Genomic DNA, 15,407 nt, shown 5'->3' on the forward strand with positions numbered 1-15,407 from the left:
GGCCCGTGGGAGCGGGCTTGCCCCGCGATCCCTCACCCGCGAGGGCAACGAATACCTGATGGAAACAATGACGACATGAGCGACCTCAAGACCGAAGCGCAAGACCTGCAACAGGAAGAAAACGCCCTGATCGCCCTGCGCAAGGAAAAACTTGCTGCCGAGCGCGCCAAGGGCAATGCCTTCCCCAATGACTTCCGTCGCGACAGCTACTGCAACGACCTGCAGAAGCAATACGCGGACAAGACCAAGGAAGAACTGGAAGCTGCAGCGATCCCGGTCAAGGTGGCTGGCCGCATCATGCTCAACCGTGGCTCGTTCATGGTCATCCAGGACATGACTGGGCGCATCCAGGTCTACGTCAACCGCAAGACCCTGCCCGAAGAAACCCTGGCCGCGGTCAAAACCTGGGACCTGGGCGACATCATCAGCGCCGAAGGCACCCTGGCCCGTTCCGGCAAGGGCGACCTGTACGTCGAAATGACCCAGGTACGCTTGCTGACCAAATCGCTGCGTCCGCTGCCGGACAAGCACCACGGCCTGACCGACACCGAGCAGCGCTACCGCCAGCGCTACGTCGACCTGATGGTCAACGAAGACACCCGCCACACCTTCCGTGTGCGTTCGCAGGTGATCTCGCACATTCGCAAGTTCCTCATCGAGCGCGACTTCCTCGAAGTCGAAACGCCGATGCTGCAGACCATCCCGGGCGGCGCTGCGGCCAAGCCGTTCGAAACCCACCACAACGCCCTGGACATGGCCATGTTCCTGCGCATCGCGCCGGAGCTGTACCTCAAGCGCCTGGTGGTCGGTGGTTTCGAGAAGGTCTTCGAGATCAACCGCAACTTCCGTAACGAAGGCGTCTCGACCCGGCACAACCCCGAGTTCACCATGCTCGAGTTCTACCAGGCCTACGCCGACTACAACGACAACATGGACCTCACCGAAGAGCTGTTCCGCGAGCTCGCACAACTGGTGCTGGGCAGCACCGACGTGCCGTACGGCGACAAGGTGTTCCACTTCGGCGAGCCGTTCGTGCGCCTGTCGGTGTTCGACTCGATCCTCAAGTACAACCCTGAGCTGACCGCCGCCGACCTGCAGGACGTCGACAAGGCCCGCGCCATCGCCAAGAAGGCCGGCGCCAAGGTGCTTGGCCACGAAGGCCTGGGCAAGCTGCAGGTGATGATTTTCGAAGAACTGGTCGAGCACAAGCTGGAGCAGCCGCACTTCATCACCGAGTACCCGTTCGAAGTCTCGCCGCTGGCCCGTCGCAACGACCAGAACCCAGCTGTGACCGACCGCTTCGAGCTGTTCATCGGTGGCCGCGAAATCGCCAACGCCTACTCCGAGCTCAACGATGCCGAGGACCAGGCCGAGCGCTTCCTGGCCCAGGTGGCCGAGAAGGACGCCGGTGACGACGAAGCCATGCATTACGACGCAGACTTCGTGCGGGCCCTGGAATACGGCATGCCGCCGACTGCCGGTGAAGGCATCGGCATCGACCGCCTGGTGATGCTGCTGACCAACTCGCCGTCGATTCGCGATGTGATCCTGTTCCCGCATATGCGTCCACAGGCTTGATTGAGCTGAACGAGCCGCCTTTCGAGGCGGCTTTTTCTTGCCTGCCATCGCGGGGCAAGCCCGCTCCCACACAGAGGGCTGCCCCTAAGAAGTTGGACACCAATCCGATTCCTTGTGGGCAGTCCACAGCGTGGGAGCGGGCTTGCCCCGCGATGAGGCTCGCGCTGCCAGCATCTGACTAGAATTCATGAGGTGACTTCACCGTGAATCCCGCTATACCTCACCAGGGCGCTGCCGGCATCGCCAGCGCCGTTGCCGAAAGCGTGCAGTACCAGGGCCGCAAGACCGCCCGCCAGGGCAGCGAGCAGCGCCGCCAGCAAATCCTCGACGCGGCCATGCGCATTGTCGTGCGTGATGGAGTGCGCGGCGTGCGCCATCGTGCGGTGGCCGCCGAAGCCGGTGTGCCGCTTTCGGCCACCACCTACTATTTCAAGGACATCCAGGACTTGCTGGCCGATACCTTCGCCCAGTACGTCGCCCGCAGCGCCGACTACATGTCCAAGCTGTGGGCCAATACCGAGGTGCTGTTGCGCCAGTTGCTGGCCCAAGGTGACGGCACGCCACAAGCGCGGGCTCGGCTGGTGGATGATGTGGCGCGCATGACCGCCGACTACGTGATCCGCCAGTTGCACAACCGCCGCGACTTCCTCATGGCCGAGCAGGGCTTTCGCCAAGAGGCGCTGTTGTGCCCGCGCCTGGCTGAGCTGGTGTGTGCCCATGAACAGATCCTGCTGCATGGCGCCCGGCAGATGCTGCAGGTGGTGGGCTCGCGCCAGCCCGAGCAGGACGCGCAGATGTTGACGGCGATAATCGAGCAGATGGAATATCAGGGGCTGCTCAAGGGCGCTGATGCGCAGGCCGATGAGCAGATGCTCGCTATTCTTGTCCGATACCTGCAGATGGTGCTGGCTTCGGCCTGAGGCGACCGAATTCTCAAGGAGAACCTGATGAAAGCCTGGCGTGTGATGCTGTTGAGCGTGTCCTTTCTCTTGCTGGGCGGCTGTCTGGTGACCTTTCACGAGCCGCTGCCGGCCAACCAGGCCGCGCCCAAGGGGCTGCTCGGCAAATGGAGCAGCAAGGACGCCTGGGGCGAGCCGCTCAAGCTTGTGATCAGCCGCAGCGGCGCCGATGCCTACAAGGCCGTGGCCACCGCCAAGGGCAAGGCGCCTGAGGAATACGTGTTCACTGTGTCGCGCCACGGCAACCGCTGGTACTTGTCTGCCGGGGTGCCCAAGCGCCTGGGCGGCAACTTCCTGATTGGCGGTTTCGATATCGTCGAAGGCAAGGAACTGGTGGTCTACAACCTTGACGTCGAGCAGGTGCAGCAGGCGCTTGCGCAAAAAGAGCTGAGCGGGCGCAGCATCGAGGTGCCGGAAGACAACGGTGACGGCGTACTGATCGACAGCCCCGCCCAACGTGTGCTGGCCTACCTCGACGACCCGGCCAACTCCGACCTGTTCGTCGAAGTGGCGCGCTTCCAGCGGTCCGGTAAATAGCCCTGATCCAGTGGGTATGGACTGCACCCAGGAAATTGGACACGCATCCAATGCCTTTGGGGCAGCCCCGTACGTGGGAGCGGGCTTGCCCCGCGATGAGGCACAAACAAGGAGTTCCCGGTGGACGATTACCAACAAACCATCCGCACCCTCTCTGACCGCATCGTCGCCGCGCAGACGCCGATCCGCGTACTCGACGCGGTGAAATGGGACGACGGCATCCGTCAGGGCTTTCTCAAGGGCAAGGGCAAGGAGCCGCCAGCGGTCGACCGCGCCTACTACCAGAGCCGCCCGCTGGGTTTCGACTCCAGCGCCGTAAAAGCCGAATTCCAGAGCATCGAGCGCGATATCACCCGGCAACTGGGGCAGTTCAACCCAGTCGGGCAAATCATGAAACGCATGTGCAAGGAGTACCGCATGGTGGTGCGCATGCTCGAAGCGCGCGGCACCGAGGACTTCGGGCTGATCTCGCAGGAACTCTACGGCGCCGCCTCCGATGCATTCCATGCCGGCGACCCGACCTTGGCCGACCTGGGCCTGATGCTGTCCAACTACCTGGACAACATCGACGGCCGTGGTGACCTCAAGGACGAGCCGAAAAACCTCACGGCCAAGGAAGCGGTGGATATCCTCCAGCGCCGCCTGAACAAGGTGTTCGGCGAGGCCGAAGGCACCATCCGCGTGTTCGAGTCCGACGGCATCGTTGCCGACGCCGCTGCCGGTGCCGACTACATCAAGGTGCGCGCCGATGCCATGTTCAACAGCCGCGACGTACGCGCCCTTGAAGTGCATGAAGGGCTGGTCCACGTGGGCACCACGCTCAATGGCCTGAACCAGCCAATCTGCACCTTCTTGGCCAAAGGCCCGCCGTCTTCGACGGTGACCCAGGAAGGCCTGGCGATTCTGATGGAGGTCATTGCATTTGCCTCCTACCCAAGCCGCCTGCGCAAGTTGGCCAACCGCACCCGGGCGATCCACATGGTCGAGGAGGGGGCTGATTTTCTGCAGGTGTTCGAGTTCTTCCGCGAGCAGGGTTTCGAGCTGTCGCAGAGCTACAGCAACGCCAGCCGTGTGTTCCGGGGTTCGGTGCCAAATGGCCTGCCATTTACCAAGGACTTGTCCTACCTCAAGGGCTTCATCATGGTTTACAACTACATTCAGTTGGCCGTGAAGAAGGGCAAGCTTGAGCAGATCCCGCTGCTGTTCTGTGGCAAGACCACCCTTGAAGACATGCGCACGCTGCGCCAACTGGTCGAAGAAGGCCTGGTGGAGCCGCCCAAGTACCTGCCCGAGCAGTTCCGCGACCTTAATGCGCTGTCGGCGTGGATGTGCTTCTCCAACTTCCTCAACCACCTGAGCCTTGACCGCATTGAAGCCGACTATGCGAACATTCTTTGAATGCTTGCGCTGCCTGGCCCTTGGCATGTTGCTGCTGGGGCTCGGCGGTTGCAGCAGCCTGCTGTTCTTCCCCGAACGCGGCCAGCCGTTCACCCCTGCACGGGCCAAGCTCGAGTACCGCGACGTCACCCTGACCACCGCCGATGGCATACGCCTGCACGGCTGGTGGCTGCCGGCCAAGGCCGGTGTCGCGGTCAAGGGCACGGTGCTGCACCTGCATGGCAACGGTGGCAACCTGGCCGGCCATCTGGGCGGCAGCTACTGGCTGCCGGAGCAGGGCTATCAGGTGCTGATGATCGACTACCGCGGCTACGGCCTGTCGCAAGGCGCGCCGAGCCTGCCTGCGGTGTATCAGGATATCGCCGCTGCCATGGCCTGGCTGCAAGCCGCCCCCGAGGTGCAAGGCAAGCCGCTGGTGCTGCTGGGCCAGAGCCTGGGCGGGGCAATGGCCATCCATTACCTGGCAGAACACCCCGAACAGCGCCAGCGCTTCAGCGCACTGGTGTTCGACGGCGTGCCAGCCAGCTACCGCGATGTCGGCCGCTTTGCCTTGAGCACCTCGTGGCTGACCTGGCCATTGCAAGTGCCGCTGTCATGGCTGGTGCCCGACGGTGACAGCGCGATCCGCTCGATCGAACAACTGCAAAGCCCGCCGAAACTGTTCTTCCAGAGCATCGATGACCAACTGGTACCCATGGCCAACGGTATAAGGCTGTATCAGCACGCCCCGGTGCCCAGGGTGCTGCAGCTGACCCGTGGCGGCCATGTGCAGACCTTCGCCGACCCAACCTGGCGTGAGGTGATGCTGCGTTTTCTGGATGACCCGACCCACTTCAACGGCCTGCGTCGCCTGGCCGAAGTGCCCAACTACCCTGACGAGAACACCAAGCAATGAGTGAAGAACGCAACGCCATCCCGCTGATCCTGACCGGTATCGGTAGCATCATCGTGACGGTGGGGGCCCTCTGGTATTACGGCTACCTGCATTTCGCCAAGCCTGAAGATGCCCTGTTGTTGCAGGATTTCACCATGCTCAAGACCATCCCTGGCGAGGACTACAAAGTCTCGCTGACGCCTGCGGCGCAGGTGGCGCAGTGTATTGATGGGGTTCTGGTGCTGTTCGATACCGAGCAGAAGGGGTTGAGCGGGGTGCTGGTGGATGACCGCAAGCGCGCTGTGCGGTGTGTGGGGCAGGAGACGCCCCAGCAGGTGCAGTAACAGCTGGGGCCGCGTTGCGCCCCATCGCGGCACAAGGCCGCTCCTACAGGGGTTTGAAACGCCTCTGCAGGAGCGGCCTTGCGCCGCGAAAGGGCTGCAAAGCAGCCCCCATTGACCCGCCTTACTGCGCCTGGCTCATCGAACGTGGCGCAACTGGCTGGTTGTCGTTGGAAATGGTCACTTCCACACGGCGGTTTTGCGCACGGCCCGAGTTGCTGGTGTTGTCGGCAACCGGGTATTCCTTGCCGTAGCCCTGGGCGACGATGCGCGCTGGGTCTACACCTGCGCGAACCAGTGCCATGCGCACAGCGCCGGCGCGGCGCTCGGACAGCGACTGGTTGTAGCTGGCAGAACCGACGCTGTCGGTGTAGCCCTCGACGATCACCTTGCGCTCAGGGTTTTCCTGGAGGAACTGAGCCAGCTTGGTGACGTTCGGCAAGGCGCTGCTCTTGAGCTCGGCCTTGTTGAAGTCGAACAGCACATCGCCGAAGGTCACCAGCGTACCGCGGTCGGTCTGCTTGGCGTTCAGGCTGTCCTGCAGCTTCTTGATCTGGGCGTCACGGGCATCGAGCTTGGCCTGGGCGCGCTGTGCGGCGGAGTTTTTAAGCTCGGCTTCTGCGGTGCGCAGGGCGATGGTCTGCTTGGCCACTTCGACACGCTGATTGGTCAGGTAGGCCAGTTGGTCGACCTTCTTCTCGTCCTCACGGTCCATGTAGGCTTTGTCAGCCTTGTTCAGCCAGTCTTGGGCGTCCTTGGTTTCCAGCGCCGCCACCTGGGTGGACTGCGGGTCGCTTTGCAGCGCCGAGAAGTTGGTACGGGCCGACTCCAGGTTGGCGTTCGGGTCGTGGGAGCAAGCAGCCAGGCCAACGCTCAGGGCCAGCAGGGCGGGAATCATGACGTAATTGCGCATAGTGTTCATCCTTTGATCTTTAACGAAAGCTCACGTGGCGAGGCAGGCTTATTCAGCGCTGCGCAGGCCTTCCTCACGCACGTCCTGAACACCCTGGCGGGCGTCCTGCACGGCTTTCTGGGCCTTGGCTGCCTGCGCTTTGCGCTCGGCTACACGGGCGTCCCATTCAGCCTGTTCGGCCAGTTTCTTGGCCTCATCGTACTTCTTGTCGTGCATGGCGATTTCGGCTTGCTTGAACTTGTCCTGGGCCGCTTTCATTTCCACAGCCGCGAACTCGGTGCCGCCCGCGCTGACTGCCGAATTGACCGCCGACTGGGTGACGGCGTATTGCTCGGTAGGCGGCTTGCCAGCACAACCGGCCAGAACCAGGCTGCTGCCCAGGGCCAGTGCGGCCAGCTTGAGCCCGCGCAGAGGGGTGGAGGAGGGGTTTACGATGCGGGTCTTCATGGTGGTCAACTCCATTGGGTCACTCCTGTTAACGACGATGGCCACAAAGGGTTCATCGCTGTTTCCCTGTATCTGGGCGAGGGCTGCAACGCCCGTGTTTGCAGGGTTTGGCCGTGATGGCTATTGGCTGTGACCGAAGCGGTTTTGCGATAGTTCAGAAAAAACTGCGCGCTAAATACTTTTTTTTCTGACTGATTGGTCAGCGCTGGCAAGGTGGAACTTTGCGCGCCGAAGGCGGTATCGCGGGCCATTTTTTGCTGGCCCGCGATCAGCTTGAAGGGCTAGTTTTGCTCGTCGTCATGGGCGCTGCCAAGGGCGTGCAAATGCCTGCGCGAGAGCGCCAGAAAGCGCGGCGTGGCGCCGACGTCTTCATACAGCGGGTCGCCTTCCTCGTCGGTTGAAATCACCTGCTGGCCCTTGATGTAGGGGAAGCTGGCTTCCAGTTCTTCAAGCGCAGCGCCGACCAGTTCGCCCAGCAGTTCTTCAGCGGTGCGCTTGGGGTACATGTCGATCAGCGCAGCCAGGCGCGCTTCCGATTCGATGTCCAGGTGCAAGGTGTGACCAGTGGGGCTTAGGCGTCCTGCGGCGTTCTGTTCCCAGTGCTGGGCGAGTTCGCGGATTTTCATGATGACCTCTGTCAAAGCCTTTGAAGGGGCATAACTTCGGATTGGCTGTACTCACTTTAGTTGCTTTGGCCGTTCCCGGCTTGCCAGGCGCAGGCGCCAGTGGGCACTCTTGGGGGCATGCTGTTTCCTGGAGTGGAGAAGGCCGATGAGCGATATTGATCAGCGCTTGCGTGAGGATGTGCATCTGTTGGGTGAACTGCTGGGCGAAACCATTCGCCAGCAGCATGGCGAGGCGTTTCTGGACAAGATCGAGGCCATCCGCCACAGCGCCAAGGCCGACCGCCTGGAGGAGGGCGAGCAACTGAGCTCGACCCTGGACGACCTGCCCGAACAAGACTTGCTGCCGGTGGCGCGGGCCTTCAATCAGTTTCTCAACCTGGCCAACATCGCCGAGCAGTACCAGCTGATCCGCCGCCGCGATGCCCACCAGCAGGAACCGTTCGAGGCGCGCGTGCTGCCCGAGTTGCTGGCCCGGTTGCAGGCTGAGGGGCACGGCAATGACGCCCTGGCCCGGCAACTGGCGCGGCTGGACATCGAGCTGGTGCTGACGGCGCACCCCACGGAAGTTGCGCGGCGCACGCTGATCCAAAAATACGACGCCATCGCCGCGCAACTGGCCGCCCAGGACCATCGCGACCTGTTGCCTGCCGAGCGCCAGCAGGTGCGCGAGCGCCTGCGTCGGCTGATCGCCGAAGCTTGGCACACCGAAGAAATCCGCCGCACCCGGCCCACCCCGGTGGATGAAGCCAAGTGGGGCTTTGCGGTGATCGAGCATTCGCTGTGGCAGGCGATTCCAAGCCATCTGCGCAAGGTCGATGCCGCGCTGCACCATGCAACCGGCCTGCGTCTACCGCTGGAAGCCGCCCCGGTGCGCTTTGCCTCATGGATGGGCGGCGACCGCGACGGCAACCCCAATGTCACCGCAGCCGTCACCCGTGAAGTGCTGTTGCTGGCGCGCTGGATGGCCGCTGACCTGTTCCTGCGCGACATCGATAACCTGGCTGCCGAGCTTTCGATGCAGGCGGCCAGTGCTGCGCTGCGCGAGCAGGTGGGTGACAGCGCCGAGCCGTATCGGGCCTTGCTCAAGCAACTGCGCGACCGCCTGCGCGCCACCCGCGCCTGGGCACACGCTTCACTGAGCGCGGCCCAGCCTGCCAGCGCCGCGGTGCTGGTGGACAACCGCGACCTGATCGCCCCGCTGCAACTGTGCTACCAGTCGCTGCATGAGTGCGGCATGGGTGTGATCGCCGATGGTGCGCTGCTTGATTGCCTGCGTCGGGCGGTGACCTTCGGCCTGTTCCTGGTGCGCCTGGACGTGCGCCAGGACTCGGCACGCCATCGCGATGCGCTGTCTGAAATCACCGATTACCTGGGCCTTGGCCGCTACGCCGACTGGGACGAGGAGCGGCGCATTGCGTTCTTGCAGGCCGAGCTGAAAAACCGCCGGCCGCTGCTACCGGCGCATTTCCAACCCCAGGCCGATACTGCCGAAGTGCTCGCCACCTGCCGTGAGGTCGCCGCAGCGCCCGCCGCCTCATTGGGCTCGTACGTCATCTCGATGGCGGGCGCTGCCTCTGACGTGCTGGCGGTGCAACTGCTGCTCAAGGAAGCTGGCCTGACCCGGCCGATGCGCGTGGTACCGCTGTTCGAAACCCTTGCCGACCTGGACAACGCAGGCCCTGTGATGCAGCGCCTGCTCGGCCTGCCGGGCTATCGCGCAGGGCTGCACGGCCCCCAGGAAGTGATGATCGGCTATTCCGATTCGGCCAAGGACGCCGGCACCACGGCCGCGGCCTGGGCGCAGTACCGCGCGCAGGAGAACCTGGTGCGCATTTGCCGTGAGCACCAGGTTGAACTGTTGTTGTTCCATGGCCGGGGTGGCACGGTGGGGCGCGGTGGTGGCCCGGCCCATGCGGCGATTCTGTCGCAGCCGCCAGGCTCGGTGGCGGGGCGGTTCCGCACCACCGAACAGGGCGAGATGATCCGCTTCAAGTTCGGCCTGCCGGGGATCGCCGAACAAAACCTCAACCTCTACCTGGCGGCGGTGCTGGAGGCGACCCTGCTGCCGCCACCGCCGCCGCAACCGGCCTGGCGCGAGTTGATGGACCAGTTGGCCGCCGACGGGGTCAAGGCCTACCGCCAGGTGGTGCGCGAGAACCCGGACTTCGTCGAGTACTTCCGCCAGTCCACCCCGGAGCAGGAGCTTGGCCGCCTGCCGCTGGGCAGCCGCCCGGCCAAGCGCCGTGCCGGTGGCATCGAGAGCCTGCGGGCTATCCCGTGGATCTTCGGCTGGACCCAGACCCGCTTGATGCTGCCGGCCTGGCTGGGTTGGGAAACCGCGCTGAACAACGCGCTGGCCCGTGGCCAGGGCGAAATGCTGGCGCAGATGCGCGAGCAGTGGCCGTTTTTCCGCACCCGCATCGACATGCTGGAAATGGTGCTGGCCAAGGCCGATGCACAAATTGCCGAGGCGTACGACCAACGTCTAGTGCAACCGGAACTGCTTCCTTTAGGTGCACAACTGCGCGACCTATTGTCGCAGTCATGCCAGGTCGTGCTCGGCCTGACTGGGCAGCCGGTGCTACTGGCGCATAGCCCCGAAACGCTGGAATTCATCCGCCTGCGCAACACCTATCTGGACCCACTGCACCGCCTTCAGGCCGAGCTGCTGGCCCGCTCGCGCAGCCGCGAAGCCGCTCTGGACAGCCCGTTGGAGCAGGCCTTGCTGGTGACGGTGGCCGGCATCGCAGCGGGCCTGCGCAACACTGGCTGAATAGCAGGCGGGTGCTTGCCGCCGGTTGCGCCCAGGTGCGCCGGGCGGCAACTGCGCGTTCGGTTGCGCCAGGCGCAACCGCCACCTGTGCAGGCTGCGCCGCAGCCTTTGTTGCCACTTTGGGACGCTTGTCGGGGGGGCGGGTGCTGTGTATCTTGAGCAGCCTTCTGACCGAATTTGCGGTCTCGTCCGATTTTCCCGGAGTTGGCCTTGTGCGCCGAATCCGTTGATTTGCATAAAAAAATATGAGGAGCACAAGATGCGCGTAATTCTGCTGGGAGCTCCCGGGGCCGGTAAAGGTACTCAGGCAAAGTTCATCACCGAAAAGTTCGGTATCCCCCAGATCTCCACCGGTGACATGCTGCGTGCTGCCGTCAAGGCCGGCACCCCGCTGGGTCTGGAGCTGAAAAAAGTCATGGACGCCGGCCAACTGGTCTCCGATGAGCTGATCATCAACCTGGTCAAGGAGCGCATCGCCCAGCCAGATTGCGCCAATGGCTGCCTGTTCGACGGCTTCCCACGCACCATCCCGCAAGCAGAAGCCATGGTCGCTGCCGGTGTCGACATCGACGCCGTGGTTGAAATTGCCGTGGACGACGAAGAAATCGTCGGCCGCATGGCTGGCCGCCGCGTGCACCTGGCCTCGGGCCGCACCTACCACATCCAGTACAACCCGCCGAAAGTGGAAGGCAAGGACGACGTCACTGGCGAAGACCTGATCCAGCGCGACGATGACAAGGAAGAGACCGTGCGTCATCGCCTGTCGGTCTACCACACCCAGACCAAGCCGCTGGTGGACTTCTACCAGAAGCTGTCCGCTGCCAATAACGGCAAACCGAAGTACAGCCACATCGAAGGTGTCGGCTCGGTGGACGCGATCACTGCCAAGGTGCTGGCAGCCCTGAGCTGATCCACCACCACGCATAACCACGGCCCGCTTGCGGGCCGTTGTCGTTTATACTGCCGCCCTTTCCCTCTTGATGCCTGGATACCCCGTTCGATGACCACCTTGCTGGCCCTGGATACCGCCACCGAAGCCTGTTCCGTTGCCCTGTTGCATGACGGCAAGGTGACCAGCCATTACGAGGTGATCCCGCGCATGCATGCGCAAAAGCTGCTGCCGATGATCAAGCAGTTGCTGGCCGATTCCGGGGTTGCGCTGGGCGCGCTGGACGCGATTGCCTTTGGCCGTGGGCCGGGTGCGTTCACCGGTGTGCGCATTGCCATCGGTGTGGTCCAGGGGCTGGCCTTTGCCCTCGACCGCCCGGTGCTGCCTACCTCCAACCTTGCTGCCCTGGCGCAGGGCGCGTTGCGCCGGCATGGCGTGCAGCAGGTGGCGGCCGCTATCGATGCGCGCATGGATGAAGTGTATTGGGGTTGCTATGCGGCAGAGCAGGGCGAGATGCGCCTGCTCGGCCAGGAGCAGGTGATTGCACCCGAGCGGGTAGCGCTGCCGCCGGCCGTTTCTGGCGATTGGTACGGTGCTGGCACCGGCTGGGGCCTGGCGGATCGCCTGGCCGTGCAGTTGGCCGCCAGCGACGCAGGTGCGCTGCCCGATGCCCAGGACATCCTCAGCCTGGCGCGCTTTGCCTGGGCGCGCGGTGAGGCGGTGGCGGCTGACCAGGCGCAGCCGGTGTACCTGCGCGATAACGTGGCCACGCCCAAGGCGCGCTGATGGCTTGCTCGTGAGGCAGCACGCTTGCTGTTTTGTGCAAGCATGTACTGGCCTCATCGCAGGCTGTCGCCAGCTCCCACATAGCCCGCCCATCCCATATCGATGCCGTCTACGCGGTCAGTGTAGGAGCGGCCTTGTGTCGCGAAAGGGCTGCGAAGCAGCTCCAGGATCTGAGCAACCACCAGAATCGCTGGGGCTGCTTCGCAGCCCTTTCGCGACACAAGGCCGCTCCTACACGATCAAAAGCGACTTGCCCGAAACCATAGAATCTTCCACAGGATCTGGGGAAGGCCCCAATATTGCGACTGTACGCGGCCTCTGTGGGAGCTGGCGACAGCCTGCGATGAGGCCAGCACAAGCCTGCACAGACCTGCGCCGCATGACTCGGTGTGAGAGCGGGCCCTAGGATTTTCGGCAAGAAGTTGCATCAAGATGCCCCGCATTTCGTCGGCTATCGCCGTTGGTGATAAACCTTTTGCTTGATCTGTGGTCCAGTTATCGTTCGGGCATTAGCGAGGGATCTCTGATGCTGCTAAATTGCCATCATTGATCCTGAGTGTAATGCCATGCGCATCGACGGCTTCTCCTCACCCAGCTACCCCATCAAACGCACACCGCGCAAAGCGCCGGTGCGTGATGATGCGGTCGACGATGAAGCCGATATCACCGACGAGCCCGAGCCGCAGCAAACGCACAGCAACCGCCGCTCCAGCAACCTGCCGGCGCGCCAGCAAGACATGATCTTCCCCCGCGCGCGCGACCGCCGCACCGCGACCGCCCTGGCCAGCTACCTGGCTACCGCAGGCTTTACCGAATGGGACATGGAAGTACTGGGGCTCGACCTGTACATTTGACGGATGACTCCGTCCCCATTGCCCTATTTCATCGGTTGCCCCTCCTGGAGCGAAAACGCCTGGCGTGACTACCTCTACCCAGCCGACGCCCGCGCCACCGACTACCTCGGCCTGTACAGCCAAGTGTTCAACGCCGTTGAAGGCAACACCACCTTCTACGCCCGCCCAGCACCAGCAACCGTAGAACGTTGGGCCAGCACCATGCCGCTCGGCTTTCGCTTTACCGCCAAGTTCCCGCGTGACGTCAGCCATGTCGATGACCTGCGTGCACAACTGGACGCCGCCCTGGATTTCACCCGCCTGATGGCCCCGCTCGGCGCCCGCGTGGCGCCTTACTGGTTGCAGCTGCCGGCGCAGTTCGGGCCGGCGCGGTTGGGCGAGCTTGCCTGGTTTCTGGATGAGCTGCAGGTGCCGGTCGCGGTCGAGGTGCGCAACCAGGCGTTCTTCGCCAAGGGTGAGCAAGAGCGCCTGCTCAATCGCCTGCTGTACGAGCGCGGCGTGGAGCGCATCTGCCTCGACCCGCGTGCACTGTTCAGTTGCACCTCGCGCGAGCCCGGCGTGCTGCACGCCCAAGCCAAGAAGCCCAAAGTGCCGCCGCGCCCCTGTGCGTTCAGCCAGCACCCGCAGGTCCGTTTCATCGGCCACCCAGAGCTGGCAGCCAACGAACCGTTTCTGGCCCCTTGGGTCGACAAGGTCGCCGGCTGGGTTGAAGAGGGCCGCAGCCCCTATGTGTTCCTGCACACCGCTGACAACTACCAGGCTGCCGCCCTGGCCAAGCGTTTTCACCAGTTGCTGATGGCGCGGCTGCCGGGCCTTGCTGCGCTGCCGGAATTGCCGCGTGCGCCCGAGGTCGAACAGCTGGGCTTACTTTGACGAATGACTGATGATTGCCGGAGGTTGAACCATGGATGTGCAAACCCTGCGAGCCGAAGCCTTCAAGGCGCTGCATGAGCGTGATGGCGCGTTCGTGATGGCCAATCCTTGGGATGCAGGCTCTGCCAGGCTGCTGGCTAGCCTCGGTTTCGAAGCCCTGGCCACCACCAGTGCGGGGCTGGCGTTCAGCTTGGGGCGGCCTGATGCCGAAGGGGCATTGAACCTGGATGAAACCCTGCAAAACGCAGGCGTCATCGTCAATGCCACACCGCTGCCGGTGGCGGCGGACCTGGAGAACGGCTTTGGCGACACGCCACAGCACTGCGCCGACGCGATTCTGCGTGCTGCCGAAATCGGCCTGGTGGGCGGCTCCATCGAGGACGCCAGTGGTATCGCCGAGGCGCCGATCTACGACTTTGAACTGTCGGTAGCTCGCGTACGAGAAGCGGTGCGCGCTGCACGCAGCTTGCCGTTCCCGTTCACCTTGTGCGCGCGCGCCGAGAACCTGCTGCATGGCCGTGTGGACCTGAACGATACCATCGCACGGCTGCAGGCCTATGCCGACGCAGGCGCCGATGTGCTGTACGCCCCGGGGCTGCGCACTGCCGAGCAAGTGCGCAAGGTGGTGGAGGCGGTCGCGCCGAAACCTTTGAATGTGCTGATGGGCATGGCCGGCGTGGCGCTTAGCGTGGCTGAGTTGGAGGAACTGGGGGTCAAGCGCATCAGCGTCGGCTCCTCGCTGGCCCGCGCTGCCTTGGGCGGCCTGCAGCGCGCAGCACTGGAAATCCGCGACCAGGGCACCTTCACCTACGGCGAACAGGCCTTGCCGTTCGACCAGCTCAACGACCTGTTCCGCCGCTGAGGCCCTATGCGTAAAGCGTTGTTACTGCTGTTGGGCCTGCTGCTGGTGGCAGGCCTTGCCTGGCAACTCGGGCTGCGCCCGGCGGATGCCTGGAACCCCTGGGCCGTGCTGGACGTGCGCCAGCCGCCGAACCTGCTGACGCCCTACAAGCTGTCGCGCCTGCGCAACGACCCCGAGCTCTGCCGCCAGGCGCTGCAAACCTCTGCGTTGCGTGTGCGCCAGCAGGCCGACAGCGCAGCGAATGCCAATTGCCCGCTGCAAAACGTATGGCGGGTCGAGGCCGGCCAAGCGCGGCTGAGCAGCAGTTTCCTCGCGACTTGCCCGCTGGCGGTGGCATATGCACTGTTCGAGGAGCATGGCCTGCAGCCGGCCGCGCAGCGCGTCTTTGGCCAGCCGGTGGTGCAGGTCGATCATCTGGGCAGTTTTGCCTGCCGCAACATGTACCACCGCAAGCAAGGCCGGTTGAGCCAGCACGCAACCGCCAACGCGCTGGATATCAGCGGTTTTCGCCTGAAGGACGGCCAGCGCATTGTGCTGGCCAAGGACTGGAAAGGCGACGGGCCCAAGGCGCAGTTTCTAAGGCAGGTGCAGGAAGGGGCCTGTGACAGTTTCGATACGGTGCTGGGGCCGGCCTATAACGCGGCGCATCACAACCATTTTCATCTGGACATGGGGCTGTGGCAGATCTGCCGCTGAA

Annotated in this window: 17 protein-coding genes; 13 read left to right on the forward strand and 4 right to left on the reverse strand. The window is 63.7% G+C overall.

Annotation, left to right across the window (positions count from 1 at the left end):
• Positions 1-75 precede the first annotated feature (75 nt).
• The 6 genes from lysS to HU719_RS17410 all read left to right on the forward strand — a co-directional run bounded on the left by lysS (position 76) and on the right by HU719_RS17410 (position 5,690).
• Positions 76-1,578: a lysine--tRNA ligase gene (lysS, locus tag HU719_RS17385; protein WP_186522959.1), complete on the forward strand. Its 1,503-nt coding sequence runs from the start codon at positions 76-78 to the stop codon at positions 1,576-1,578.
• A gap of 215 nt (positions 1,579-1,793) precedes the next feature.
• Positions 1,794-2,498, forward strand: coding sequence for a TetR family transcriptional regulator (locus HU719_RS17390; RefSeq protein ID WP_186522984.1), 705 nt, complete (start codon positions 1,794-1,796; stop codon positions 2,496-2,498).
• 27 nt (positions 2,499-2,525) lie between these two features.
• A complete protein-coding gene (locus HU719_RS17395) occupies positions 2,526-3,074 on the forward strand; it encodes a hypothetical protein (RefSeq protein ID WP_186537337.1) in 549 nt (182 codons plus the stop codon).
• A gap of 120 nt (positions 3,075-3,194) precedes the next feature.
• Positions 3,195-4,472: a flavohemoglobin expression-modulating QEGLA motif protein gene (locus HU719_RS17400; protein ID WP_186522964.1), complete on the forward strand. Its 1,278-nt coding sequence runs from the start codon at positions 3,195-3,197 to the stop codon at positions 4,470-4,472.
• Positions 4,444-5,367 carry an alpha/beta hydrolase gene (locus HU719_RS17405; RefSeq protein ID WP_186537336.1) on the forward strand — a complete coding sequence of 308 codons (924 nt, stop codon included), beginning with the start codon at positions 4,444-4,446 and terminating at the stop codon, positions 5,365-5,367. Before HU719_RS17400 ends, HU719_RS17405 begins: the two co-directional genes overlap by 29 nt.
• Positions 5,364-5,690, forward strand: coding sequence for a PA3694 family proteiin (locus HU719_RS17410; protein WP_186537335.1), 327 nt, complete (start codon positions 5,364-5,366; stop codon positions 5,688-5,690). The genes HU719_RS17405 and HU719_RS17410 overlap by 4 nt, the downstream gene beginning before the upstream one ends.
• 121 nt (positions 5,691-5,811) lie before the next feature.
• Here the strand turns inward: HU719_RS17410 and lptF are convergent, their stop codons facing one another.
• Genes lptF through HU719_RS17430 form a run of 4 tightly spaced genes read right to left on the reverse strand, consistent with a single transcriptional unit; the run spans position 5,812 to position 7,673 of the window.
• A complete protein-coding gene (gene lptF, locus HU719_RS17415) occupies positions 5,812-6,600 on the reverse strand; it encodes a lipotoxin F family OmpA-related lipoprotein LptF (RefSeq protein WP_186522970.1) in 789 nt (262 codons plus the stop codon).
• Positions 6,601-6,648: 48 nt separating this feature from the next.
• Complete coding sequence (locus HU719_RS17420; protein ID WP_186522973.1) at positions 6,649-7,062, reverse strand: DUF4398 domain-containing protein; 414 nt, start codon at positions 7,060-7,062, stop codon at positions 6,649-6,651.
• A complete protein-coding gene (locus tag HU719_RS17425; protein WP_186537334.1) occupies positions 7,053-7,298 on the reverse strand; it encodes a hypothetical protein in 246 nt (81 codons plus the stop codon). The genes HU719_RS17420 and HU719_RS17425 overlap by 10 nt, the downstream gene beginning before the upstream one ends.
• Positions 7,299-7,328: 30 nt before the next feature.
• Positions 7,329-7,673: a pilin assembly protein gene (locus HU719_RS17430; protein ID WP_186537333.1), complete on the reverse strand. Its 345-nt coding sequence runs from the start codon at positions 7,671-7,673 to the stop codon at positions 7,329-7,331.
• 145 nt (positions 7,674-7,818) lie between these two features.
• On the opposite strand from HU719_RS17430, the gene ppc reads away from it, so the two are divergent.
• The 7 genes from ppc to HU719_RS17465 all read left to right on the forward strand — a co-directional run bounded on the left by ppc (position 7,819) and on the right by HU719_RS17465 (position 15,406).
• A complete protein-coding gene (ppc, locus tag HU719_RS17435) occupies positions 7,819-10,446 on the forward strand; it encodes a phosphoenolpyruvate carboxylase (RefSeq protein WP_186537332.1) in 2,628 nt (875 codons plus the stop codon).
• A gap of 259 nt (positions 10,447-10,705) precedes the next feature.
• Positions 10,706-11,356 (forward strand): adenylate kinase, encoded by a 651-nt coding sequence (gene adk / locus HU719_RS17440; RefSeq protein ID WP_186522981.1) that lies wholly within the window; start codon positions 10,706-10,708, stop codon positions 11,354-11,356.
• Between the two features lie 90 nt (positions 11,357-11,446).
• Entirely contained in the window at positions 11,447-12,121 is a 675-nt protein-coding gene (gene tsaB, locus HU719_RS17445; RefSeq protein WP_186522982.1) for a tRNA (adenosine(37)-N6)-threonylcarbamoyltransferase complex dimerization subunit type 1 TsaB, read from the forward strand.
• 566 nt (positions 12,122-12,687) lie between these two features.
• Positions 12,688-12,975, forward strand: coding sequence for a hypothetical protein (locus HU719_RS17450; protein WP_186522518.1), 288 nt, complete (start codon positions 12,688-12,690; stop codon positions 12,973-12,975).
• A gap of 3 nt (positions 12,976-12,978) precedes the next feature.
• Entirely contained in the window at positions 12,979-13,848 is an 870-nt protein-coding gene (locus tag HU719_RS17455; protein WP_186537248.1) for a DUF72 domain-containing protein, read from the forward strand.
• 31 nt (positions 13,849-13,879) lie between these two features.
• A complete protein-coding gene (locus HU719_RS17460; RefSeq protein ID WP_186537247.1) occupies positions 13,880-14,710 on the forward strand; it encodes an isocitrate lyase/PEP mutase family protein in 831 nt (276 codons plus the stop codon).
• 6 nt (positions 14,711-14,716) lie between these two features.
• Positions 14,717-15,406, forward strand: a complete 690-nt coding sequence (locus tag HU719_RS17465; RefSeq protein ID WP_186522521.1) for an extensin-like domain-containing protein — start codon at positions 14,717-14,719, stop codon at positions 15,404-15,406.
• Position 15,407 lies beyond the last annotated feature (1 nt).

This window comes from Pseudomonas farsensis (assembly GCF_014268805.2).
Taxonomy (GTDB): Bacteria; Pseudomonadota; Gammaproteobacteria; order Pseudomonadales; family Pseudomonadaceae; genus Aquipseudomonas; species Aquipseudomonas farsensis.

What these genes read in the sequence shown, in the direction of transcription:
- HU719_RS17450 (WP_186522518.1), top strand. Translation starts at nt 12,688, where the DNA reads ATGCGCATCGACGGCTTCTCCTCACCCAGCTACCCCATCAAACGCACA.
- HU719_RS17395 (WP_186537337.1), top strand. Translation starts at nt 2,526, where the DNA reads ATGAAAGCCTGGCGTGTGATGCTGTTGAGCGTGTCCTTTCTCTTGCTG.
- tsaB (WP_186522982.1), top strand. Translation starts at nt 11,447, where the DNA reads ATGACCACCTTGCTGGCCCTGGATACCGCCACCGAAGCCTGTTCCGTT.
- HU719_RS17455 (WP_186537248.1), top strand. Translation starts at nt 12,979, where the DNA reads ATGACTCCGTCCCCATTGCCCTATTTCATCGGTTGCCCCTCCTGGAGC.
- adk (WP_186522981.1), top strand. Translation starts at nt 10,706, where the DNA reads ATGCGCGTAATTCTGCTGGGAGCTCCCGGGGCCGGTAAAGGTACTCAG.
- lptF (WP_186522970.1), bottom strand. Translation starts at nt 6,600, where the DNA reads ATGCGCAATTACGTCATGATTCCCGCCCTGCTGGCCCTGAGCGTTGGC.
- HU719_RS17465 (WP_186522521.1), top strand. Translation starts at nt 14,717, where the DNA reads ATGCGTAAAGCGTTGTTACTGCTGTTGGGCCTGCTGCTGGTGGCAGGC.
- HU719_RS17420 (WP_186522973.1), bottom strand. Translation starts at nt 7,062, where the DNA reads ATGGAGTTGACCACCATGAAGACCCGCATCGTAAACCCCTCCTCCACC.
- HU719_RS17460 (WP_186537247.1), top strand. Translation starts at nt 13,880, where the DNA reads ATGGATGTGCAAACCCTGCGAGCCGAAGCCTTCAAGGCGCTGCATGAG.
- HU719_RS17430 (WP_186537333.1), bottom strand. Translation starts at nt 7,673, where the DNA reads ATGAAAATCCGCGAACTCGCCCAGCACTGGGAACAGAACGCCGCAGGA.
- HU719_RS17410 (WP_186537335.1), top strand. Translation starts at nt 5,364, where the DNA reads ATGAGTGAAGAACGCAACGCCATCCCGCTGATCCTGACCGGTATCGGT.
- lysS (WP_186522959.1), top strand. Translation starts at nt 76, where the DNA reads ATGAGCGACCTCAAGACCGAAGCGCAAGACCTGCAACAGGAAGAAAAC.
- HU719_RS17425 (WP_186537334.1), bottom strand. Translation starts at nt 7,298, where the DNA reads ATGGCCCGCGATACCGCCTTCGGCGCGCAAAGTTCCACCTTGCCAGCG.
- ppc (WP_186537332.1), top strand. Translation starts at nt 7,819, where the DNA reads ATGAGCGATATTGATCAGCGCTTGCGTGAGGATGTGCATCTGTTGGGT.